Source organism: Rubrivirga aquatilis (genome assembly GCF_046845665.1).
GTDB lineage: Bacteria > Bacteroidota > Rhodothermia > Rhodothermales > Rubricoccaceae > Rubrivirga.
The window spans coordinates 3,202,061-3,222,040 of the sequence record NZ_CP177355.1 but is presented as its reverse complement, the minus strand read 5'-3'; the positions used below and the strand labels follow the sequence as shown (position 1 = coordinate 3,222,040).

Below are 19,980 nucleotides of genomic sequence, written 5' to 3'. Positions count from 1 at the left end.
CGAATCGACCGTGTCCTTTGCCTTGCCCCCTCATTCCTGATTCCTCTTTCCTCACTCCTCGCCTCTCATGACTGACGTGTTTTCCGGCGACCCGCTCGCGCGCGGCGCCGACCTGGTGGCCTTCGTCCTCGATGCCGACGCGGCGCCCGACGACCCGGCGCTCGCGACGGCGCTGGCAGACGCCAAGACGTGCAAGGGCGCCGCGCTCGTCGTCCGCGCCGACGGCTCGCGCACCGCCGTCGTGGTGCCCGGCGACCAGCCCGGGCTGGAGCGCTGGCGGTGGGCGGGCGCGAGCGCCGCCAAGGCAGCCGCGAGCGTCGAGGCGGGGTCCGTCGTGATTGTCGCGCCCGACGGCGCCGACGCCGACACGGTCGGCGCGCTCGTCGAGGGCTTCCGCCTCGGCGCGTACCGCTACGACGACTTCCGGACGGGCGACCGGCCCCCGACGGCCTCGCTTGCGGTCCGCGCGAGCGACGAGCACGCCGACACCGTCCGTGCCGCCGACCTCCGCGCCGAGGCCACCAACTGGGCGCGCGACCTGGTCAACACGCCGCCCGACGCCAAGATGCCGGCGGCGCTCGCGGACCGGATCGCGGCCCGGTTGAAGGGCACCGGCCTGACGTGCCGGATCTGGGACGAGGACGAGATCGCCGAGCACCAGATGGGCGGGCTCCTGGGCGTCAACCGGGGCAGCTTGGACCCGGCGCGGTTCGTCATCCTGGAGTGGGCGCCGGAGGGGCACGCGACCGATGCGCCGGTCGTGCTCGTCGGAAAAACGGTGACGTACGACACGGGCGGGCTGTCGCTGAAGCCGACCAAGAACTCGATGGACAAGATGAAGGCCGACATGGGCGGCGGCGCGGCCGTGGCGGGCGCGATGCTGGGCGCGGCAACGCTGGGTCTGCCCGTGCGCGTGATCGCCCTGTTGCCGATGTCCGACAACCGCCCTGGCGGCCGGGCCTACGCCCCGGGCGACGTGCTGACGATGCACTCGGGCGCGACCGTCGAGGTCATGAACACCGACGCCGAGGGCCGGCTCCTGCTGGCGGACGCGCTCAGCTACGCCCGCGAGTTGTCGCCGGCGTGGGTGCTCGACGCCGCGACGCTGACCGGCGCCCAGGGCGTCGCCCTCGGCGAGCGCGTCGCCGCCGTCATCGCCCGCCCCGACGACCGCGCCTTGGCCGACCGCGTCCACGCTGCGGGCGAGGCGACGGGCGACCTCGCGTGGCCGCTCCCGCTGTACCCTCACTACCGCGAGCAGCTCAAGAGCGACACCGCCGACCTGAGCAACGTCGGCGGCGCGATGGCCGGGACGATCACCGCCGCCGCCTTTTTGGAGGCGTTCACGCGCACCGACGACGAACCGGCGTACCCGTGGGTCCACGTCGACCTCGCGCGCCCCGCGTTTTTGGACGCGGCCTACGGCTACCGGCCGAAGGGCGGCACCGGCTTCGGCGTGCGCCTGTTGCTGGACCTGCTGGCGGACGGGTGAGGCGGGTCCGCACGTGGATTCCCGGACGGCTGGCCCTTCCAGACGTGTCATCCCGAGCTTGCGAGGGATCTCAGCGCAAGCACCCCCTTCGCGACTGACGGAAGGAAGGGCTGGACGGCCGGCTGAGATCCCTCACATACGTTCGGGATGTCGTTGTAGGGGAGGGTGTGCCCTCTCCGCCCCACACCCCCCCGAGCCCGCCACCCCGCAGCCCTCTACCCCCATGCGCCCCCTGCTCGCGCTGACCCTCGGCGACCCCAACGGCATCGGCCCAGAGGTCACTCTCAAAGCCGCCCAAGGCCCCATTGACGCCGACCTGGTGGCCGTCGGGAGCGCTGCCGTGCTCGCGGCGCAAGCCGCGGCGCTCGGGCTGGGGCCCGTCGTCGGCGTGGCGGACGTGGGCGCGGCGCGGGCGGTGCGAGAGGGGCTCGCCGTCCTCGATACCGGCGGCGGGGCGGCCGAGCCCGGCGAGCTTACGGCCGAGGGCGGGCGGCAAGCGATGGAGGCCGTCGCCACGGCCGTCGACCTGGCCGTCGCGGGGGCCGTCGACGGGATCGTGACGGCGCCGATCTCGAAGGAGGCCATTCATCTGGCGGGCTATCGCGTGCCCGGGCACACCGAGTTTCTCCAGGAGCGGACCGGCGCCGCGTCGGTCGTGATGGTGCTGGCGGCCGACCTCGCGGCGGGCCCGCTCCGCGTGGCGCTCGTCACGATCCACGTGCCCGTCTCGGCCGTCGCCGGGCTCGTTACGTGCGAGCGGATCGGGGCCGTCTGCCGGACGCTGGAGGACGGGCTGGCCGAGATGGGCGTCGAGGCGCCTCGCCTCGCGGTCCTCGGCCTCAACCCGCACGCGGGCGACGGCGGCGTGATCGGCCGCGAGGAGATCGACGTCATCGGCCCGGCCCTCGCCGAACTCCGCGCCGACGGCGTGCGCGTGGCGGGCCCGTTCCCGGCCGACGCCTTTTTCGGCCGCGCCGGGTGGCACCGCTACGACGCCGTCGTGGCGATGTACCACGACCAGGGGCTGGCGCCGTTCAAGGCGCTCGCCCAGGGCGCCGGCGTCAACGTCACGCTCGGGCTGCCCATCGTGCGGACGAGCCCCGACCACGGGACGGCGTTCGACGTGGCCGGACACGGCGTCGCGGACGCGTCGTCAATGGCGGCGGCGATCCGGATGGCGGCCCGCATGGCCGCCCGGCGCGCGCCTCGGTGAGGAACCCGTCAGGCCTCGCGCCCGCCGTGCTGCACCCAGGCGACGTTGCGATCTTGCCCGCATGACCGACGCTTCGCCTTACGACGCCCTCGCCGCCGGCTACGACGCCGTGATGGCGCACGTCGACTACCCCGCGTGGGCGGCCTACGTCCAGAGCTTGGTCCGCAAGCACCACCCGGAGGCGGAGACGCTCGTCGAGCTCGGGTGCGGGACGGGGTCGCTGGCGGTCGCCCTCCAGCCACAGGGCCCGCCGCCGAGCGGCTATGACTACCGCGCCTTCGACGGGTCGGAGCCGATGCTGGTCGTCGCCCGGGAGGCGGCGCGCCTGTCGGGCCGCCGCGTCGCGTTCGCGCCGCTCCGCTTTGGCGAGCCGGTCCCCGGCGCCCCGGCGGACGTCGTCGTGCTGGTCTACGACGGGCTCAACTACCTGTTGTCGATCGTGGAGGTCGAGGCGTTGCTTGTGTCGATCCGGGACGCGCTCGCGCCCGGCGGCATCGCCATCCTCGACCAGTCGACGCCCGCGAACTCGGTCAACCACGCCGACGGCTTCCACGATGAGGGCGAGACGGATGCCTTCGCCTACGTCCGCACGAGCAGCTACGACGAGGACACGCGGCTCCACACGACGGGCTTCGAACTGACGCTCGCCGACGGGACGGTCGCCAGCGAGACGCACGTCCAGCGCGCCTACACCCTCGACGAGGTCGCCGACGCCATCGAGGCGGTCGGGCTGGCGGTCGTCGCCGCATACGACGGCTTCGGCTCCGACGCGGCAGACGAGACCGCCGACCGCGTCCACTGGGTGTTGCGGCGCGCGATGCCCGGCTGACAGGCCGCCCTTCGCCCCGGGCACGGCACGCCGCCCGATGGGGGCCTGCGATCGCGCGTTCCAGCGCCAACGCTCCGCCGCCGCGCCTACCTTCCCGTTCCCCCCGCCCCCCGCCCGTGGACCCCGTCGTCGAACGCGTCTCTGATTCCGCCCCCTCGCCGCCGCGCGAGCGGCCGCTGGTCGAGCTGAAGAACGTCGCAGCGGGCTACACCGACCCGTCGGGCGCGCGCGTCGATGTGGCCTCGGACCTCAACTTGACGCTGAACCGGGGCGAGATGGCCTACCTCATCGGGCCGACGGGCAGCGGCAAGTCGACGCTGCTGAAGCTGCTCTACATGGACGTGATGCCCGAGTACGGGCTCGTCCGCGTGGGGCCGTACCAGTCCGACACGACGAAGGCGCGGGACATCCCGCTGCTGCGCCGGATGCTGGGCATCGTCTTCCAGGACTTCCAGTTGCTCCCCGACCGGAGCGCCTACGAGAACGTGGCCTTCGCCTTGTACGCGACCGGCGTGCGGGGCAAAGAGGTCCGCGAGCGGGCGCTCCAGGCACTCGCACAGGTCGGCATCGGGCACCGCGCCAAGGCGCTGCCACACGAGATGTCGGGCGGCGAGCAGCAGCGTGCGTGCATCGCGCGGGCGCTCGTCAACCACCCGCGCCTGTTGCTGGCGGACGAGCCGACGGGCAACCTCGACCCCCGCGTGGCCGACGAGATCCAGAAGCTGCTCGTCAAGGTGAACCGCCAGGGCACGGCGTTGCTGATGGCGACGCACGACTACCGACTCGTCAAGGCGTTCCCGGCGCGCACGCTGGCGCTCGTGCGCGGGCGGCTCGTCGAGGTCGACCCCGACTCCCTCTAGCGATGGCCCGGGCGGGACACCTGGCGGCGCTCGCGCTGCTCCTCACGGCGTGCGGACAGGAGTCCCCGCCGACCGATGCACCGCCCGCCGACGCGGCGGCGCTCGACCAAGCCTTCGACGACTGCTCCTCGGGCGACCCGGCGACGGGCATCGCCGTGCTCGACGCCGCCCTCACCCAGACACCCGGCGATGCCGACGCGCTCGTGGCGCGTGGCCTGTGCCACTGGGCCGCCTGGGCCGAGACAGAAGATGCCGAGGCCGCCAGTCGCGCGTACGACGACCTCACCGAGGCGATCGACGCCATCGAGGCCGGCGCCGACGCTCAGACCCCGCTCGACGTGGTGTACAGCCACCGCGCCTTCGTCGCCCACGCCCTCGACGGCGTCTGGGTCCGCACGCTCGAAGACCTCGACCGTGCCGCCGCGCTCGACCCCACCGAGCCACGCCACGCGCTCGACCGGGGCGTCGTCCGCTCCTACGCCGGCGACACCGTCTTGGCGCGGGCGGCGCTCCGCGAGTACCTCGCCCTCGCCGACTCCGCCGGGATCGCCGCCAGCGACTCCCGCCGCGACGTGGTGGAGGCCCTGCTCGACGACCTGACCCCCGTCGTCGTGACGGAGGAGTAGCGGGCCCTGCTGGCGGCCGCGAGCCGAGTCTGAGGCGGTGGGGCGTCCTCCGAAAGCCCAGAGCCTGGATGGGAGAAGAGTCTCCTCCCCCCAGCGGAGGGAGGTTGGGAGGGGGGCGAGCCGTCGGGCGCGCAGAGGTCGGTCCGCTCACCCTTCCTCCCGCGGGCCGCGGGGAGCAGGGCCGCTACGTGACGAGCGTGAACCGCTCAACCTCGTCATCCTGAGCGAACGCGCGCCCGTAGGGAAGGCGCAGCCAAGGATCTCGACCCAAGCGTCTGGGGCCATCGGAATGGGATGTCTGGGCTCGGAGGCCCGCATTGAGATCCTTCGCAAGCTCAGGAGGACGGTGCTGAGAGGAGTGAAGAGCTAGAACTTTGCAGCCCGGCTCCCGCCGAAAGGGGGAGACTCCTCAAAGCCTTTCGGTTTCCCCGAGCAGCCACTCGGATGGACGGGGCATCGAGCCCTCGGCCTGCGGGCGTGGCTGGCGAGCCGCCCCGAGAACGTGACGGCGCCGCCGTGGGGAGCGGCCCTATCTTCAACGCCTTCACACGCCCACGCCCGACGCCGCCCCATGGAGCTTCTCTCCGTCGTAATCGACGCCATCAACAACGTGCTCCGGTACCCGCTGGTCATCGGGCTGCTCGGGACCGGCCTGTTCCTGACTATCAAGCTTGGGTTCGTCCAGTTCCGCCGCCTGGGGCACGGGTTCAAGGTCGCCACCGGCCGCTACGACGACCCCGACGAGCCCGGCGACGTGAGCCACTTCCAGGCGCTGACGACGGCCCTGAGCGCGACCGTCGGCGTCGGCAACATCGCCGGCGTGGCGCTGGCGATCCACATCGGCGGGCCCGGCGCGCTGTTCTGGATGTGGGTCACGGCCCTGCTCGGCATGGCCACCAAGTACTCCGAGGTCACGCTCGCCCAGCAGTTCCGCGACGTCCACGTCGACCAGGACGGCAAGGCCTGGGAGGGCTCCGTCTCCGGCGGCCCGATGTACTACATCGAGCGCGGGCTCGGCCGCAACTGGAAGCCCGTCGCCATGTTCTTCGCGTTCGCGCTGATGCTGACGTCGTTCATGACGGGCAACGCGGTGCAGGCCAACACGGTCGCCACGCAGGTCTTCGACTCGTTCGGCACGCCGGTCTGGATCACCGGCCTCATCACGGCCACGATTGTCGGCATCGTGATTCTGGGCGGGATCCAGCGCATCGGCAAGGTGACCTCGATCGTCGCCCCGATCATGGCGGCCATCTACGTGGCCGGCGCGCTCCTCATTCTGGTCCTCAACGTCGGCGACATCCCCGCCGCCTTCGGCCGCATCTTCTCCGAGGCCTTCAACCCCACCTCCGGCGTCGCCGGCACCGGCGCGGGTGTCTTTTTGCTGACGATGCTCTACGGCGTCCAGCGAGGGCTCTTCTCAAACGAGGCCGGCCAGGGCTCGGCCCCGATCGCGCACTCGGCCGCCAAGACCGATGAGCCCGTCTCCGAGGGCGCCGTCGCCCTGCTGGAGCCGTTTATCGACACCATCATCATCTGCACGATGACGGGCCTAGTGCTCATCACCACGGGCGCCTTCGAGGCGACCGCCCCGGCCTCGTTCGACCTCACGAACAGCAACATCTCGGTGGTCGAGGGCGACCGCGAGGCCGGCTACACGACGGTCCTCGGCGCCGAGCCGCTGGTGTATAACGAGGGCATGCCGGCGACCGCCGACGGCCCGCGCATCGGCCGGTTCAGCGTCGGCATCGACACGCTCTTCGTCGACGAGGCCCAGACGATCCCGTTCACGGGCACGATCGACGCCGACACGCGCGCGGCGCTCGACGCCGACGGCAACGTCCTGTCGACCTTCTACGGCAACACGGTCCGTACCTCGGCGCCGCTGACGACACTCGCGTTCGAACGCGGGCTCGCGCCGATCGGCTGGGGGGGGCTCGGGCGCTACATCGTGCTGCTCTCGGTCATCCTGTTCGCCATCTCGACGTCGATCTCGTGGAGCTACTACGGCGACCGCTGCGCGAACTACCTCTTCGGCACGCGCGCCATCCTGCCCTACAAGGCCGTCTTCGTGGTGATGCACTTCGTGGGCGCCGTGCTCGCCGTGACGACGATCTGGGACCTGGGCGACGTGGCGCTGTCGCTGGTGACCATCCCGAACGTGATCGCGCTCGTCCTGCTCTCGGGCACGCTCAAGAAGCTGACCGATAGCTACTTCGAGCGCGAGCCGTGGATCGAGAACGAGGAGGCCCACAAGAAGGCAAAGGCCGAAGGCCGCCTCTAGGGTGACCGGCACCGGGGACGAGGCGTGAGGCCTTCCCCCGGTGCGGTCCGTTCGCCCTGTGCCCCCTGCCGACTCCCCCGTGCCTGTGCTGACCGTCGTCGATCACCCGCTCCTCCGCCGGGCCCTCTCCACGCTCCGAACCGCGTCGACGCCGTACGGCGACTTCCGCCGGACGTTGACCGATGTCTCGTCCATCCTGGCCTACGAGGCGCTCCGGACGCTGCCCGTCGAGGAGACCCGGATCCGGACGCCGTTGGAGGAGACGACCGGGTACCGGCTGGCGCGCGAGGTCGTGGTGATCCCCGTGCTCCGCGCCGGGCTCGGGCTCGTCGACGGGTTCGTGCGCTACGTCCCGGAGGCCCGCGTGGGCCACCTCGGGATGTACCGCGACGAGCAGAGCCACGAGCCGGTCGACTACTACTCGAACGTCCCGCCCCAGGTCAGGGACGCTCGGGTGTTCGTGGTCGACCCCATGCTGGCGACGGGCGGGAGCGCCTCGGGCGCCATCAACCACCTCAAGAGCCGGGGCGCACGCGACATCACGTTCGTCTGCTTGGTCGCTGCGCCCGAGGGCGTGGCGCGGCTGGAGGAGTATCACCCCGACGTCCAGATCGTCACGGCCGCCCTGGACCGCGAGTTGGACGAGAACGCCTACATCCGGCCCGGCCTCGGGGATGCCGGCGACCGCATCTTTGGGACGGTATGAGGCTCGCTACGATCGCAGGAATCAGGCATGGGGACCGAGGAGTGAGAGCTACGGCCCGTTCCGGCGGTGATCGGCCTCGCCGTATTGGCGGGCTGTGGTCCGTGGTCCTCGCGACTCTGCTGCTGGCGGTCGGCGCCGGCGGGGTGCAGGCGCAGGACACGGTCGCCGAGCCGAACGCCTCCGCCGCGACGACGCTCGCGCAAGACGTGGTGACGTCGCCCGAGGCCGACTCGTCGGCCGCCGACGCGCCCGTGCTGCTCGACGCGCCCGCCGATGCGTACGCGGAGCCGTCTGTCGTGGAGGCTGCGCCGGCGGAGGCGGCCCCGCCCGACGTCGGCTGGCTCTCGATCCTGCCGGCCCTGCTGGCGATCGCGGCGGCGCTCTTTTTCCGGCAGGTCATCGTGGCGCTGTTCCTGGGCGTCTGGCTGGGCGCCTGGATCGTCACCGGCGACCCGCTGCTGGGCTGGGCGACCGGCCTGTTCGCCACCATCGAGACCTACATCCTGGCGGCGCTCGCCGACGACGACCACGCGGCCATCATCCTGTTCTCGATGATGATCGGCGGGACGGTCGGGCTCATCCAGAAAAACGGCGGCACGGCCGCCATCGTCGAGACCGTCACCAAGTGGGCGCGAACGGCCGGGCGCGGCCAGTTCGCCACGGCCCTGCTCGGCGTGCTCGTCTTCTTCGACGACTACGCCAACACGCTCATCGTCGGCGGGACCATGCGGCCCATCACCGACCGCTTGCGCATCAGTCGAGAGAAGCTGGCGTACCTCGTCGACTCGACGGCCGCGCCCGTCGCCTGCCTCGCCTTCGTGACGACCTGGATCGGCTACGAGGTCGGGCTCATCGGCGACGCCGTGGACAAGCTGCCGGGTTACAACGAGGCCGCGTACTCGGTCTTCCTCGGGTCCATCCCGTACTCGTTCTACCCCATCCTGGCGCTCTTCTTCGTGTTCACGATCGCGCTCACCAAGCGCGACTTCGGGCCGATGCTCCAGGCCGAGCGCCGCGCCCGCCAGACGGGCCAGCTGTTCCGCCCGGGCTCGACGGCAGAGGCCGCCGAGGCCGAGAACGAGCTGCTGGAGCCGCCGGCCGACGCGCCCAAGCGGCTGGTCAACGCGCTCCTGCCCATCGCCGTGCTCGTGGTCGGCGTCCTCGTCGGGCTCTGGATTACCGGCCGCGCGTCGGTGCTGGAGGGCGGCGGCGAGATGACGATCAAGAACGTGATCGGCGAGGCCAACTCGTACACGGCCATGATGTGGGCGTCGCTGGCGTCGGTCGTCGTCGCGGTCGCGCTGTCGGTCGGGCAGCGGATCCTGACGGTGGAGCAGGCCATGGAGGCGTGGTTCGCGGGGATGCGCTCGATGCTGCTGGCCATCATCATCCTGATCCTGGCGTGGTCGCTCTCGAATGTCAACGACGCGCTCGGCACCTCGCAGTGGCTCATCGACCGGCTGTCGGGCACGCTGTCGCCCGGCATCGTGCCGGCGCTGGTGTTCCTGCTGGCCGCCGCGACGGCCTTCGCGACGGGCTCGTCGTGGGGGACGATGGGCATCCTGATGCCGCTCGTGATCCCGCTGGCGTGGGGCGTGCTCGCCGCCGACGGCCTCCACACGACGGGCGACTACACGCACATCATCTACTCGACCGTCAGCGCCGTGCTCGCGGGCTCGGTCTGGGGCGACCATTGCTCGCCGATCTCCGACACGACCATCCTGTCGTCGCTGGCGTCCCAGTGCGACCACATCGACCACGTCCGGACCCAGCTCCCGTACGCGATGACGGTCGGCGTCGTGGCCCTTCTGCTCGGGACGTTGCCGACGGGCTACAACGTGCCGTGGTGGGTGATGATGCCGATCTGCGCGGCCGTCCTCTTCGCCGTGGTCCGCTTTGTCGGCGAGCCCGTCGACGACCCCGAGGCGGTGGCGGAGGCGCCCGAAGGGACGCTCGCGGGGTGAGGACACTCCGCCGGCGAGTCCGGCGGTGGAGACCCTGACACAGGACTACAGCGGGATTTCCCAGGCACGCAGCGCCACGTTGCAGGCATGCAGCGCCTCCGGGTAGGCCTGCAACGGCTTGGTCCAGGCCTGCAATGACGTTTTGTAGGCCTGCGGAGGCATTTTGCAGGCTTGCACAAGCCGTTTGTAGGCGCGCAGTGGCCCCGTTCCAGGGATTTGCCCCCACTTTGCGTGCAGGAGGTACTCGCGGCTGGGAGGGCGCGTTGAAGGCGGCCGCGAGTAGGAGGTCCAGCGAGGCGCCCTCCATCACCGGGCCCCAGTACCTTCCCGACGGGGGAGGCGGAACCGGCCGCCGGCCGTCGCCGTCGCCCGGCGGTGACCCCGCTCTACCTCGACAACCACCTGCTCGTCGTCTCGAAGCCGCCCGGGATGCTGGCGCAGGGCGACATCACCGGCGACACCGACGTGGTGACGTGGGCCAAGGCATTCCTGAAAGAGCGCTTCGACAAGCCGGGCAACGTGTTCGTCGGGCTCGTCCACCGGCTCGACCGGCCGACCTCGGGCGTGCTCGCGCTGGCCCGGACCTCGAAGGCGGCGGGGCGGCTCAGCGAGCAGTTCCGCCAGCGGACCCCCCAGAAGCGCTACCTCGCCGTCGTGACGGGCCGGCTGCCCGACGCGGGCGAGGCCGTCGACGGGCTCGACGACTCGGGCACGAGCGTGCGCGTCGTACCCGAAGGAAGGGGCAAGCGCGCCGTGCTCCGCTGGCGGACGCTCGCCCGAGCGGACGGCCGCGCGCTCGTGGAGGTGACGCTGGAGACGGGCCGCAAGCACCAGATCCGCGCCCAGCTCGCGGCCCGCGGCGCGCCCGTCGTGGGCGACCTCCGGTACGGCGACGGCCCGCCGTTCGCCGACGGCCGGGGCATCGCGCTCCACGGGTGGTCGCTGGCCATCGACCACCCGACGCGCCGCGAGGGTATGACGTTCACGGCGCCCCCACCGGACGCCTGGCGCGGCCTGTTCGACCGCGAGATCGCCGGGCTCGTCGCGAGTGCCCCCGCGATGCCGCAGATGGGGTAGGCTGACCGAGGACCGAGGTCCAAGAACTGAGGACCGAGAACCGACCACCGACGACCGACGCCAGCGACGACCGATTCGACTTGCGCTCGCGAGCGGGTGCCGCCAGCTTCCGTCCCCCGTCCCCCGTCCCCCGTCCCCCGTCCCCCGTCCCCCCCCCATGTCCCGTCCCACGCTCGACGCCGTCGAGGCCCGCGTCGCGGGCGCCCTCGTCGAAAAGGCGCTCGCCACGCCCGACCACTACCCGCTGAGCACGAACGCGCTCGTCGCCGCGTGCAACCAGAAGTCGTCGCGCGAGCCGGTGACGGACTACTCGGAGCGCGAGGTGAAGGACGCCGCCGAGCGGCTGATGCGGCGCGGGCTGGCGGGGACGACGGCCGGGGCCGGCCACCGGGTCGCCAAGTTCCGGCACAACCTCGACCGCTCGCTCGACCTCTCGAAGCGCGAGCTGGCGGCGCTGTGCGTGTTGTTGCTGCGCGGCCCCCAGACGCCCGGCGAGATCCGCACGCGGACGGCCCGGCTCGCCGACTTCGCGAGCGTGTCGGACGCCGAGGAGGCGCTGTGGATGCTGGGCGACCGCGACGACCCGCTCGTGGTGAAGCTCCCCCGCGCGCCCGGCCAGGCCGCCGACCGCTACGCGCACACGCTGTCGGGTGACGTGGAGGCCGCGGCGCCAGCAGAGGACGGGGACGACGACGAGCACACCGTCCCGGTCGCGGGCGGGCCGACGCTGGCGGAGCGCGTGACGGAGTTGGAGGCCGAGGTCGAGCGGCTGCGGGCCGAGATGGAGGCGTTCCGGGCGCAGTTCGAGTAGGGGAGAGGCGCCCCGCCGAGGCCCTTCGGAAGGGCTTAGACGGCGGCGTCATCGGGTCCGTCGGGGTCGGCGCAAGCGACTGTCCCACAGGGATGTTCGTGTGACAGACAGGTGGCACTGCGTCGTCGCATCTTGGGCCACATTGACCTGAGATCCCATGCTCCCGATCGGACCGACCAACATCGAACTCGCCGACGCCCTGGACCAGATGGGCGAGGTGCTCGTGCGCCAGGGCGAGCCGAACCCGTACCGCATCCAGGCCTACCTCCAGGCGGCCGCCATGGTGCGTGACCTCGACGAGCCCGTGGCCCGGCTCTACGGCGAGGGCGGACGCGAGGCGCTGACCGAGCTGCCCGGCATCGGCGTGAGCCTGGCCCACCACCTCGCGCAGTACATCGAGACCGGCCGGATCGGCCTGCGCGACCGGCTCCTCCGCACGAGCGACCCGGCGGCCCTGCTGGCGACCGTCCCCGGCGTCAGCGACCGACTCGCGCAGCGGCTCGTCGACGAGCTCGGCGTGCGGTCGCTGGCGGACCTCGAGCGCGCGGCGCACGACGGGCGGCTGATGTCGCTCGACGGCGTCGGGCCCCGGCGGACCGAGGCGATCCGGCTCCAGCTCAACTCGATCCTGAACCGCTCGGCGCGTCGCCGCGCCCGTCGCCTGCGCCGCCAGGTGGCGCAGCTGGCGGCGGTTCAGCGCCGGGCCGAGATCGCGTCCGAGCGCGCGGCCGAGGCGGTCGCCGAGGTGTCCGAGCCCCAGGCGCCGGTCGCCGAGGAGCGTCCGATCGCGACGATCTACTCGCTCTTCCCGCCCGCGGCCGCGTAGCGAGCGGACGACGGACCGCAGACGATGCGATGGGGCCCGCCTTGGCTAGATGCTAGGGCGGGCCCTGTCGTTTGGCGCCCTCACGCGCCGCGGCGCTCGGCGAAGTCCAAGAACCGGTGCGCGAGCGTGCGGGCGAGGTCGGGCGTGTTGCCCCACGCGCGGTTGTTGCCGATGACGTTGAGGACGACGCCGGCCTCGGCGGCCTGGTGCATCAGCGCCGTCGTCTCGTCGATCATGCGGCGGGCGGCGGCCGTGTCGCTCAGCCCGGCGGCGGGGCCGTCGAAGGGGTACGCCAGCCGCCACGAGGTCGCGTAGTCCATGTCGCGCGGCTGGACGAGCCGGACGATGGCCTCGCCAGACGCGGACGTGAACCGCTTGCCGGCGAGGGCCCACTGGTCGATGAGCGGGGGGAGCCACTGCCACTGCGAAAAGCAGAACCCGAGGTCGCGGTTCGCCAGCCACTCGAGGTAGGCGGGCGAGAGCTGATGCGCGGACCGCACTTCGAGGTGGTACGGGGCCTCAGGGACCTCGGAGATGAAGCGGTCCCACTCGGCCACGAACGCTTCGGGCGGCGGGCTCTCGGCCGCCCGCTCGTACGCCTGTTCCAGGATGATCCCCGCCAGCTTGACGCCGAGCTTGCGCTGGGCCGGAATCAGAAACCGCGTCGTGAACGCCTCGGCGTCCAGAAAGTCCGGGTTCTCGACGTATTGGAACCGGCCGTCGACCTTGCGGCGGAGCTTGCGGGCCAAGAACTGCTGGGGTGCCTTGAGGACGAACCGCGCGTTCGCGGGTGCGGCGTCGGCGTAGTGTTCCAGCGTGAACAGGTTCGAGGACGGTTTCCCGTCGGCCTCCAGGAGGGGCCGGTAGAAGGTGAAGTCGATCTCCAACACCCCGAAGTGCTGGAAGTAGTCCTCGACGGACGCGACGGGCAGCAGGCGCTCTTCGAACGGCTGGCCGCCGATGGACTTCTTGCGCGTCGTCACCTCGCCGGCCCACACGTCGCGGGGGTAGATCTGGTCGATCCACGCCGCGTAGCGGTCCGAGGCGGACCCGAAGCGGAGCACGGGGTGGATGCGCCGGAGGTCGAAGCGGTCGGCCTCGGCGCGGCGGTCGGCGACGGGGCGGGGCGTCACGGCGCGTCGTCGGTGGGGAGAGTGGGAGCCACGGGCTCAGCGGGCGGCGTCTCGCCCGCGAGTAGGGAGCGGACGGCGCCGCCGGCCACGAACAGGCCGAGCGTCAGCACGCCGTAGTAGGCGACCGCGCGCCACGCGAGCAGCGCCGGGCCGCCGTAGCCGGACGGGAGGAGCGGCGCGAGGTAGAGCATGTAGAGCGCCTCGATGCCGCCCGAGCCGCCCGGTGTCGGCATCGCGAGCCCCGCCAGCCACAGCCCCGCCGTTCGCATCACGAACAGGACGTGCCGGAACTCGCGCCAGAAGCTGAGGGCGACCAAAAAGACGATCCCGTAGCGACCGGTCCAGTAGAGAATCGTGTAGCCGGCGCCCTGGAGGTAGAACGAGAACGGCTGGCCCCGAAGGACGGTCGCCTGCTGGCGGAGCTTGCGGGTCTCGCGCCGGACGGTGTCCTCGAAGCGGCGGAGCCACCTGAACTGAACGACGCGGTTGGCGACGCGCTCCAACACGTCGGGCCGGAAGAGCGTCGCGTAGGCGAAGAACCCGATGTAGATCAGCATCCCGCCGAGGTAGGCGGCGACCGTCCCGATGCCCGCCGCGCCGAGGGCCGTGGGGAAGACGGGGAGCCAGATGGCCGAGACGTACAGCGTCACGATCAGGATCGCGAACCACAGCTGGTCCATCAGCATCGTGAACAGCATGACGGCCGTGATCTGGCCATACGCGACGCCGTTCTCCTTGGCGATGAAGAAGGCCGCGAACGGCGCCCCGCCCATCGCGGACGGCGTGACGGCGCTCATAAAGTCCCACGTGAGCTGGGCCCGCAAGCCGCCGACCGCCGTCAGCGTGCCCCGGCTGACGTGCCGCAGGCGCAGGCCGCCGGCGGTGATCTGCAGCGCGAGCGCCCCGATCGCGAGCGCGAAGATGTCGGGGCGGAACGTGCTCCGGACGGTCGCGAAGGCGCCGGGCTCGTAGGTCAACCACAGGATCACGCCGACGGCGCCCAGGCTCAAGGCGACCGGCACCAGCAGGTCCCGCTTGCGCAACCGCCGGGGGGGCGGGGCCGAGGCCGACGGAGAGGGGAGGGGAGCCGGGACGTCCATGCGGTCGCGAAGATAGACGGCCGCTACGAGGCGCCCCGTCCCGGAGGTGCGCGGATCGGCGAATCGCTAGTGGATCTGGCGGGGCGGGCACGCTGGAGACGAAGAGAGTGCGAGAACCCGACCCCTGGTGGAGCGCCAGACCGCCCGCGTGGCACTGCGGATCCGATCCGGCCGGGCGGCATCGGAGGGGCGCGGCCCTCGGGGGCAGCCCGGTTGTCCGTTGCGTGTGGGGGCCGGTATCTTGGCGGTCCCTCTGCGGGCGACGACGCCCGGCCTCGGCCTCCCTCACCCGACCCCTCGTGGACGCCTTTCTCTTTTTCGTGTTCGCCGTGTTCGCGGTGGCCGGCGCCGTCGGCATGCTCGTCTCGCGGAGCCCCGTCGCCAGCGCCCTGTGGATGGTCACGACGATGATCTCCATCGCGTGCCTCTACCTGTCGCTCAACGCCGCGTTTATCGGCGTCGTGCAGGTGCTGGTCTACGCCGGGGCCATCATGGTCCTGTTCCTGTTCGTGATCATGCTCCTCAACCTGGAGCAGACGCCCCGGATGAGCGCGATCACGTGGTCCCGAGCGGGCGCCTTCGTCGCCGCCGTCGGCGTGCTGGCGCTGCTTCTGACGGCCGTCGCGGGCCGTGTGGCCCCGCCCGCCACCGAGGCCGCCGTCGTCGCGCCGGACCCGATCTCGGTCGAGCAGCTCGGCATCGCCCTGCTGACGCGCCACGCCTTCACCCTCGAGATCATCGGGGCCCTGCTGCTGGCGGCCACCATCGGCGCCGTCCTCCTCGCCAAAAAGCGCTTCGTGTAGAGGTTGTCGGCCGCGGCCCCCGGGGCCACGCCGAACACCGATCCCCGACAACCGACACCCGAATGGACCTCACCTGGTACCTCTCGCTGAGCGCCGTGCTCTTTACGATCGGCGTGCTCGGCGTGCTGCTCCGGCGCAACGTGATCGTCGTGTTCTTGAGCATCGAGCTGATGCTGAACGCGGTCAACCTGACGCTCGTCGCCTTCAGCCAGGCCTTCGGCGATGTCGACGGCCAGATCCTGGTCTTCTTCGTGATGAGCGTGGCCGCCGCCGAGGCCGCCGTCGGGCTCGCGATCGTGATCGCCATGTTCCGCAACAAGCTGACCGTCAACATCGACGAGCTGCGCCTGTTTAGGGGCTAGCGCCCCGGGACTGGCGACTGGGGACTAGGGACCCCGGCCGCTGCGCCTTCCCAGTCCCTAGTCCCCTCAGTCCCAAGTCCCCTCCCGATGGAACTCCTCGTCCGGCTCATCCTGCTCCCGCCGCTGCTCGTGGCCGCGTTCAACGGGATGATGGGCCTGTTCGCCCCGGCCTACCGCCAGCGCGAGATGCTCATCGGCGTGCTGGGCACGCTGGCCGTCGCCGTTCCCTTTGCCGTCACGGTCGTCCTGTTCCTGGGGTTCGAGAACGCCGAGGTCGCCCGGTACTTCACCTGGATGGCCGCCGGCGACTTGCGCGTCGACTTCGCGTACCGCATCGACGAGCTGTCGCTGCTGATGACGCTGATCGTGACGGGCGTGGGCTCGCTGATCCACATCTACTCGATCGGCTACATGCACGGGGACTCGGGGTACTGGCGGTTTTTCGCCTACCTCAACCTGTTCATCTTCGCGATGCTCAACCTGGTGCTGGCCGACAACCTGCCCGTGTTGTTCCTCGGGTGGGAGGGCGTCGGGCTGTGCAGCTACCTGCTGATCGGGTTCTGGTACACCGACCTCAAGAACACCGCCGCCGCCAACAAGGCCTTCATCGTCAACCGCGTCGGCGACTTCGCCTTCCTGCTGGCGATGTTCCTCATCTACCAGACGGTGACCGGGGCGCCGGGCTTCGTCGGCCCCTTCGGGCTCGACTTCGCGACCATCCTCAGCCCCGACACGCTCGCGCTCTTCGGCGCGCCCGCCCTCTTCGGGTGGTCGATCGGCACCTGGGTGGTCCTCTTCCTCTTTATCGGCGCGACGGGCAAGAGCGCCCAGATCCCGCTCTTCGTCTGGCTCCCGGACGCCATGGCCGGCCCGACGCCGGTCTCGGCGCTGATCCACGCCGCGACGATGGTGACCTCGGGGCTGTACCTGCTGGCCCGTCTTTCGAGCATGGTGATCGCCGTGCCGGGCGTCATGGCGGTGATCGCCATCGTCGGCGCCCTCACCGCCATCATGGCGGCGACCGTCGCGATCACGCAGAACGACATCAAGAAGGTGCTGGCCTACTCGACGGTCAGCCAGCTCGGCTACATGTTCCTGGCCGTCGGCGTGGGGGCCTGGTGGGTCGCCATCTTCCACGTGATGACGCACGCCTTCTTCAAGGCCTGCTTGTTCCTCGGCTCGGGCTCCGTCATCCACGCGATGCACCACGTCGAGCACGAGCTGGAGCACAAGGGGGTGATCCCCAAGAGCCACGGCCACGCCGACACGCCGCACGACTCGGAGGCGTCGCAGAACACGCTGCGCCACAACCCGCTCCCGTACGACGGGCCGTTCGACGCCCAGGACATGCGCACGATGGGCGGGCTCAAGAAGTACATGCCGTCGACGCGCATGACCTTCCTCATCGCCACGCTCGCGATCGCCGGCCTGCCGGGCCTGTCGGGCTTCTTCTCCAAGGACGAGATCCTCTTCAAGGCCTTCGAGTACGGCTACGACGGCCATTTAGTGGGCTACCTCGTGTGGGCCGTCGGCCTGGTGACGGCGCTGTTGACGGCGATCTACATGACGCGCGCCTACCTGCTCACGTTCGAGGGCGAGCCGCGCTGGCCCGCTGCCCTCGACGTCGAGGCGCACGAGAGCCCGCGGACGATGACGTTCCCGCTCTGGGTGCTCGCCGGCCTGTCCGTCGTGGGCGGGTGGATCGGGCTGCCGCCCGTGATGGCGAAGGCGCTGGGCGAGGAGAGCGCGCTCTACAAGGTGGGCGGCTGGCTCCACCATTGGCTCGGCGCCGACTACGGCGGCCCGGTCGCCGAGCTCCACCACGAGATCCTTCCTCCGGCCGGCGCTGCCTGGGGCCTGCTCGCGCTCGGCGCGGCCATCGCCATCGGCGGCGTCGCCTTCGCGTGGCTCGGGCTCCGGTTCGGCAAGCGCGGCCCCGAGGCCGACCGCAAGGTCCGCAAGGGCATGGGCTGGGTCTACGCCGGCGCCAGCCGCGTCTGGTTCTGGGACGACGTCTACAACGCGACGGTCGTCCGCGCGACGGTCGAGGGCGCCCGCAAGGTGTTCGCCCCGTTCGACGAGAACGTCGTCGACGGCGGCGTGATGGGGCTGGCGAAGGGCGTCCGCACGATCGCGAGCCGCCTGCGCCTGGTCCAGACCGGCGCCGTGCAGACGTATGCGCTCGCGATCGTGATCGGCGTCGTCGGCGTCGTCGCCCTCATTCTGTTCGTCTAAAGCCCGCTCTGGCGCCTCTCCGGCTCACACTCAATGGCTGACTTCCCCGGGCTGCTCTCGCTCGTCATCTTCCTACCCGCGCTCGGCGCACTCGCGCTGCTGCTCGCGCCGTCGGTCAACGCCGTCCGCTGGGCCGCGCTGGCGACGACCGTCGTCACGTTCGTGGTCTCGATCGGGCTCTGGCTCGGGTTCGACGCGTCCGTCTCGACCGCGCTCGCGCCCCAGCTCGCGACGCGGCTCCCGTGGTTCGGCGCCGTCGACATCACCTACTTCGTGGGCGTCGACGGGCTCAACCTGCTGCTGATCCTGCTGACGACGCTGCTCGGGCCCATCGTCGTGCTGTCGTCGTGGACCTACATCGGCAAGGCGCACAAGGGCTACTACGCGCTGCTGCTGCTGCTCGAGACCGGCGTGCTCGGCGTGTTCGCCGCCTTCGACGTCTTCCTGTTCTACGTCTTCTTCGAGCTGACCCTGATCCCGATGGTGTTCATCATCGGCATCTGGGGCGGGGAGGACCGCGTGTTCGCCGCCGTCAAGTTTGTCCTCTACACGCTCGTCGGCTCGCTGCTGATGCTGGTTGGCGTGCTGTGGCTCGGGTTCGCGGCCGGCGACGCCGTCAACGGCGGCGTGTTCACGACCGACTGGTACAAGCTGGCCAGCTTCGGCGTCCCGATCGGGACCCAGATGTGGCTGTTCGGGCTCTTCGGGCTGGCGTTCGCCATCAAGGTGCCGCTCTTCCCGCTCCACACCTGGCTGCCCGACGCGCACACGCAGGCGCCGACCGGCGGCTCGGTCGTCCTCGCGGGCGTGTTGCTGAAGATGGGCACCTACGGCCTGCTCCGGTTCGTCATCCCGTTCTTCCCGAACGCGAGCGCCGAGCTCGCGATGCCGGTCGCGATCCTGGCCGTCGTCGGCATCGTCTACGGGGCGCTCGTCGCGTTCGCCCAGACCGACGTCAAAAAGCTGGTCGCCTACTCGTCCGTCTCTCACCTCGGGTTCGTCGTCTTGGGCCTATTCGCCTTTGACGTCGTCGCGCTCCAGGGCTCGCTGATCCAGATGGTCAACCACGGCATCTCGACCGGCGCGCTGTTCCTCATCATCGGGATGCTCTACGAGCGGCGCCACACGCGCGCAATGGCCGACTACGGCGGGATCGCCAAATCGGTCCCGATCCTGACCTTCGCGATGCTCTTCAGCGTGTTCGCGTCGGCGGGCCTCCCGGGCCTCAACGGCTTCGTGGGCGAGTTCATGATCCTGATCGGCTCGTGGAACTCCCCGACCGTCGGCAACCCGCTCCTGATCGCCGTCGCCACGACGGGCGTCATCTTCGCGGCGGTCTACCTGCTGTGGATGGTCTACCGGACGTTCTTCGGCGAGATCACCGACGAGGCGAACGCGACGATGAAGGACCTCAACGGTCGCGAGATCGGGCTGCTCGTGCCGCTTCTCGGCCTGATGCTCCTGCTCGGCTTCTGGCCCGCCCCGTTCCTCGAGAAGTCCGAGCGCGCCGTCCAGTCGCTGCTCGACACGTCGATCGCGAAGGCCCAGGCCGTCGAGGCCGCCGACGGCGAGGTCGTCGTCGTGCCCGTCTCGTGGCCCGCCGAGGTCGCGACCGTCCCGACGCCCGCGCCTGTGGCGGATCCGGCCCCCTAATCCCACCCC

At 71.0% G+C, this 19,980-nt stretch carries 17 protein-coding genes; 15 read left to right on the top strand and 2 right to left on the bottom strand.

Going from position 1 to position 19,980, the window contains the following annotated elements:
• Positions 1-67: 67 nt before the first annotated feature.
• The 11 genes from ACLII4_RS14235 to ACLII4_RS14185 all read left to right on the top strand — a co-directional run bounded on the left by ACLII4_RS14235 (position 68) and on the right by ACLII4_RS14185 (position 12,685).
• Positions 68-1,492: a leucyl aminopeptidase family protein gene (locus ACLII4_RS14235; RefSeq protein ID WP_412068062.1), complete on the top strand. Its 1,425-nt coding sequence runs from the start codon at positions 68-70 to the stop codon at positions 1,490-1,492.
• Between the two features lie 223 nt (positions 1,493-1,715).
• Positions 1,716-2,705: a 4-hydroxythreonine-4-phosphate dehydrogenase PdxA gene (pdxA, locus tag ACLII4_RS14230; RefSeq protein ID WP_412068061.1), complete on the top strand. Its 990-nt coding sequence runs from the start codon at positions 1,716-1,718 to the stop codon at positions 2,703-2,705.
• Positions 2,706-2,766: 61 nt separating this feature from the next.
• A complete protein-coding gene (locus ACLII4_RS14225; protein ID WP_412068060.1) occupies positions 2,767-3,534 on the top strand; it encodes a class I SAM-dependent DNA methyltransferase in 768 nt (255 codons plus the stop codon).
• Between the two features lie 116 nt (positions 3,535-3,650).
• On the top strand, positions 3,651-4,394 hold the full coding sequence (locus ACLII4_RS14220) for a cell division ATP-binding protein FtsE (RefSeq protein ID WP_412068059.1): 744 nt from the start codon (positions 3,651-3,653) through the stop codon (positions 4,392-4,394).
• A gap of 2 nt (positions 4,395-4,396) precedes the next feature.
• Positions 4,397-5,020, top strand: a complete 624-nt coding sequence (locus tag ACLII4_RS14215; RefSeq protein WP_412068058.1) for a hypothetical protein — start codon at positions 4,397-4,399, stop codon at positions 5,018-5,020.
• 571 nt (positions 5,021-5,591) lie between these two features.
• Entirely contained in the window at positions 5,592-7,301 is a 1,710-nt protein-coding gene (locus ACLII4_RS14210; RefSeq protein WP_412068057.1) for an alanine/glycine:cation symporter family protein, read from the top strand.
• A 79-nt stretch (positions 7,302-7,380) separates the two neighbouring features.
• Positions 7,381-8,007 carry a uracil phosphoribosyltransferase gene (upp, locus tag ACLII4_RS14205; protein WP_412068056.1) on the top strand — a complete coding sequence of 209 codons (627 nt, stop codon included), beginning with the start codon at positions 7,381-7,383 and terminating at the stop codon, positions 8,005-8,007.
• A 101-nt stretch (positions 8,008-8,108) separates the two neighbouring features.
• On the top strand, positions 8,109-9,971 hold the full coding sequence (locus ACLII4_RS14200) for a Na+/H+ antiporter NhaC family protein (protein WP_412068055.1): 1,863 nt from the start codon (positions 8,109-8,111) through the stop codon (positions 9,969-9,971).
• 375 nt (positions 9,972-10,346) lie between these two features.
• Positions 10,347-11,048 (top strand): RluA family pseudouridine synthase, encoded by a 702-nt coding sequence (locus tag ACLII4_RS14195; RefSeq protein ID WP_412068054.1) that lies wholly within the window; start codon positions 10,347-10,349, stop codon positions 11,046-11,048.
• A gap of 157 nt (positions 11,049-11,205) precedes the next feature.
• Complete coding sequence (locus ACLII4_RS14190; RefSeq protein WP_412068053.1) at positions 11,206-11,859, top strand: YceH family protein; 654 nt, start codon at positions 11,206-11,208, stop codon at positions 11,857-11,859.
• A 157-nt stretch (positions 11,860-12,016) separates the two neighbouring features.
• Complete coding sequence (locus tag ACLII4_RS14185) at positions 12,017-12,685, top strand: helix-hairpin-helix domain-containing protein (RefSeq protein WP_412068052.1); 669 nt, start codon at positions 12,017-12,019, stop codon at positions 12,683-12,685.
• Between the two features lie 80 nt (positions 12,686-12,765).
• On the opposite strand, the gene ACLII4_RS14180 is transcribed toward ACLII4_RS14185, so the two are convergent.
• Positions 12,766-13,818 (bottom strand): DUF72 domain-containing protein, encoded by a 1,053-nt coding sequence (locus ACLII4_RS14180; RefSeq protein WP_412068051.1) that lies wholly within the window; start codon positions 13,816-13,818, stop codon positions 12,766-12,768.
• Positions 13,815-14,918 carry a lysylphosphatidylglycerol synthase transmembrane domain-containing protein gene (locus tag ACLII4_RS14175; RefSeq protein ID WP_412068050.1) on the bottom strand — a complete coding sequence of 368 codons (1,104 nt, stop codon included), beginning with the start codon at positions 14,916-14,918 and terminating at the stop codon, positions 13,815-13,817. Before ACLII4_RS14175 ends, ACLII4_RS14180 begins: the two co-directional genes overlap by 4 nt.
• A 299-nt stretch (positions 14,919-15,217) precedes the next feature.
• Between ACLII4_RS14175 and ACLII4_RS14170 the strand changes: the two genes are divergently transcribed.
• From ACLII4_RS14170 to ACLII4_RS14155, 4 genes are all read left to right on the top strand, one after another.
• Positions 15,218-15,721 (top strand): NADH-quinone oxidoreductase subunit J, encoded by a 504-nt coding sequence (locus ACLII4_RS14170; RefSeq protein WP_412068049.1) that lies wholly within the window; start codon positions 15,218-15,220, stop codon positions 15,719-15,721.
• A 62-nt stretch (positions 15,722-15,783) separates the two neighbouring features.
• The gene (gene nuoK / locus ACLII4_RS14165; RefSeq protein WP_412062711.1) at positions 15,784-16,083 is read left to right on the top strand and encodes an NADH-quinone oxidoreductase subunit NuoK; all 300 of its coding nucleotides are present in this window, start codon (positions 15,784-15,786) and stop codon (positions 16,081-16,083) included.
• A gap of 87 nt (positions 16,084-16,170) precedes the next feature.
• Positions 16,171-18,318, top strand: coding sequence for an NADH-quinone oxidoreductase subunit L (locus ACLII4_RS14160; protein ID WP_412068048.1), 2,148 nt, complete (start codon positions 16,171-16,173; stop codon positions 18,316-18,318).
• A 33-nt stretch (positions 18,319-18,351) separates the two neighbouring features.
• Entirely contained in the window at positions 18,352-19,971 is a 1,620-nt protein-coding gene (locus ACLII4_RS14155) for a complex I subunit 4 family protein (protein ID WP_412068047.1), read from the top strand.
• The last annotated feature ends 9 nt before the right edge of the window (positions 19,972-19,980 follow it).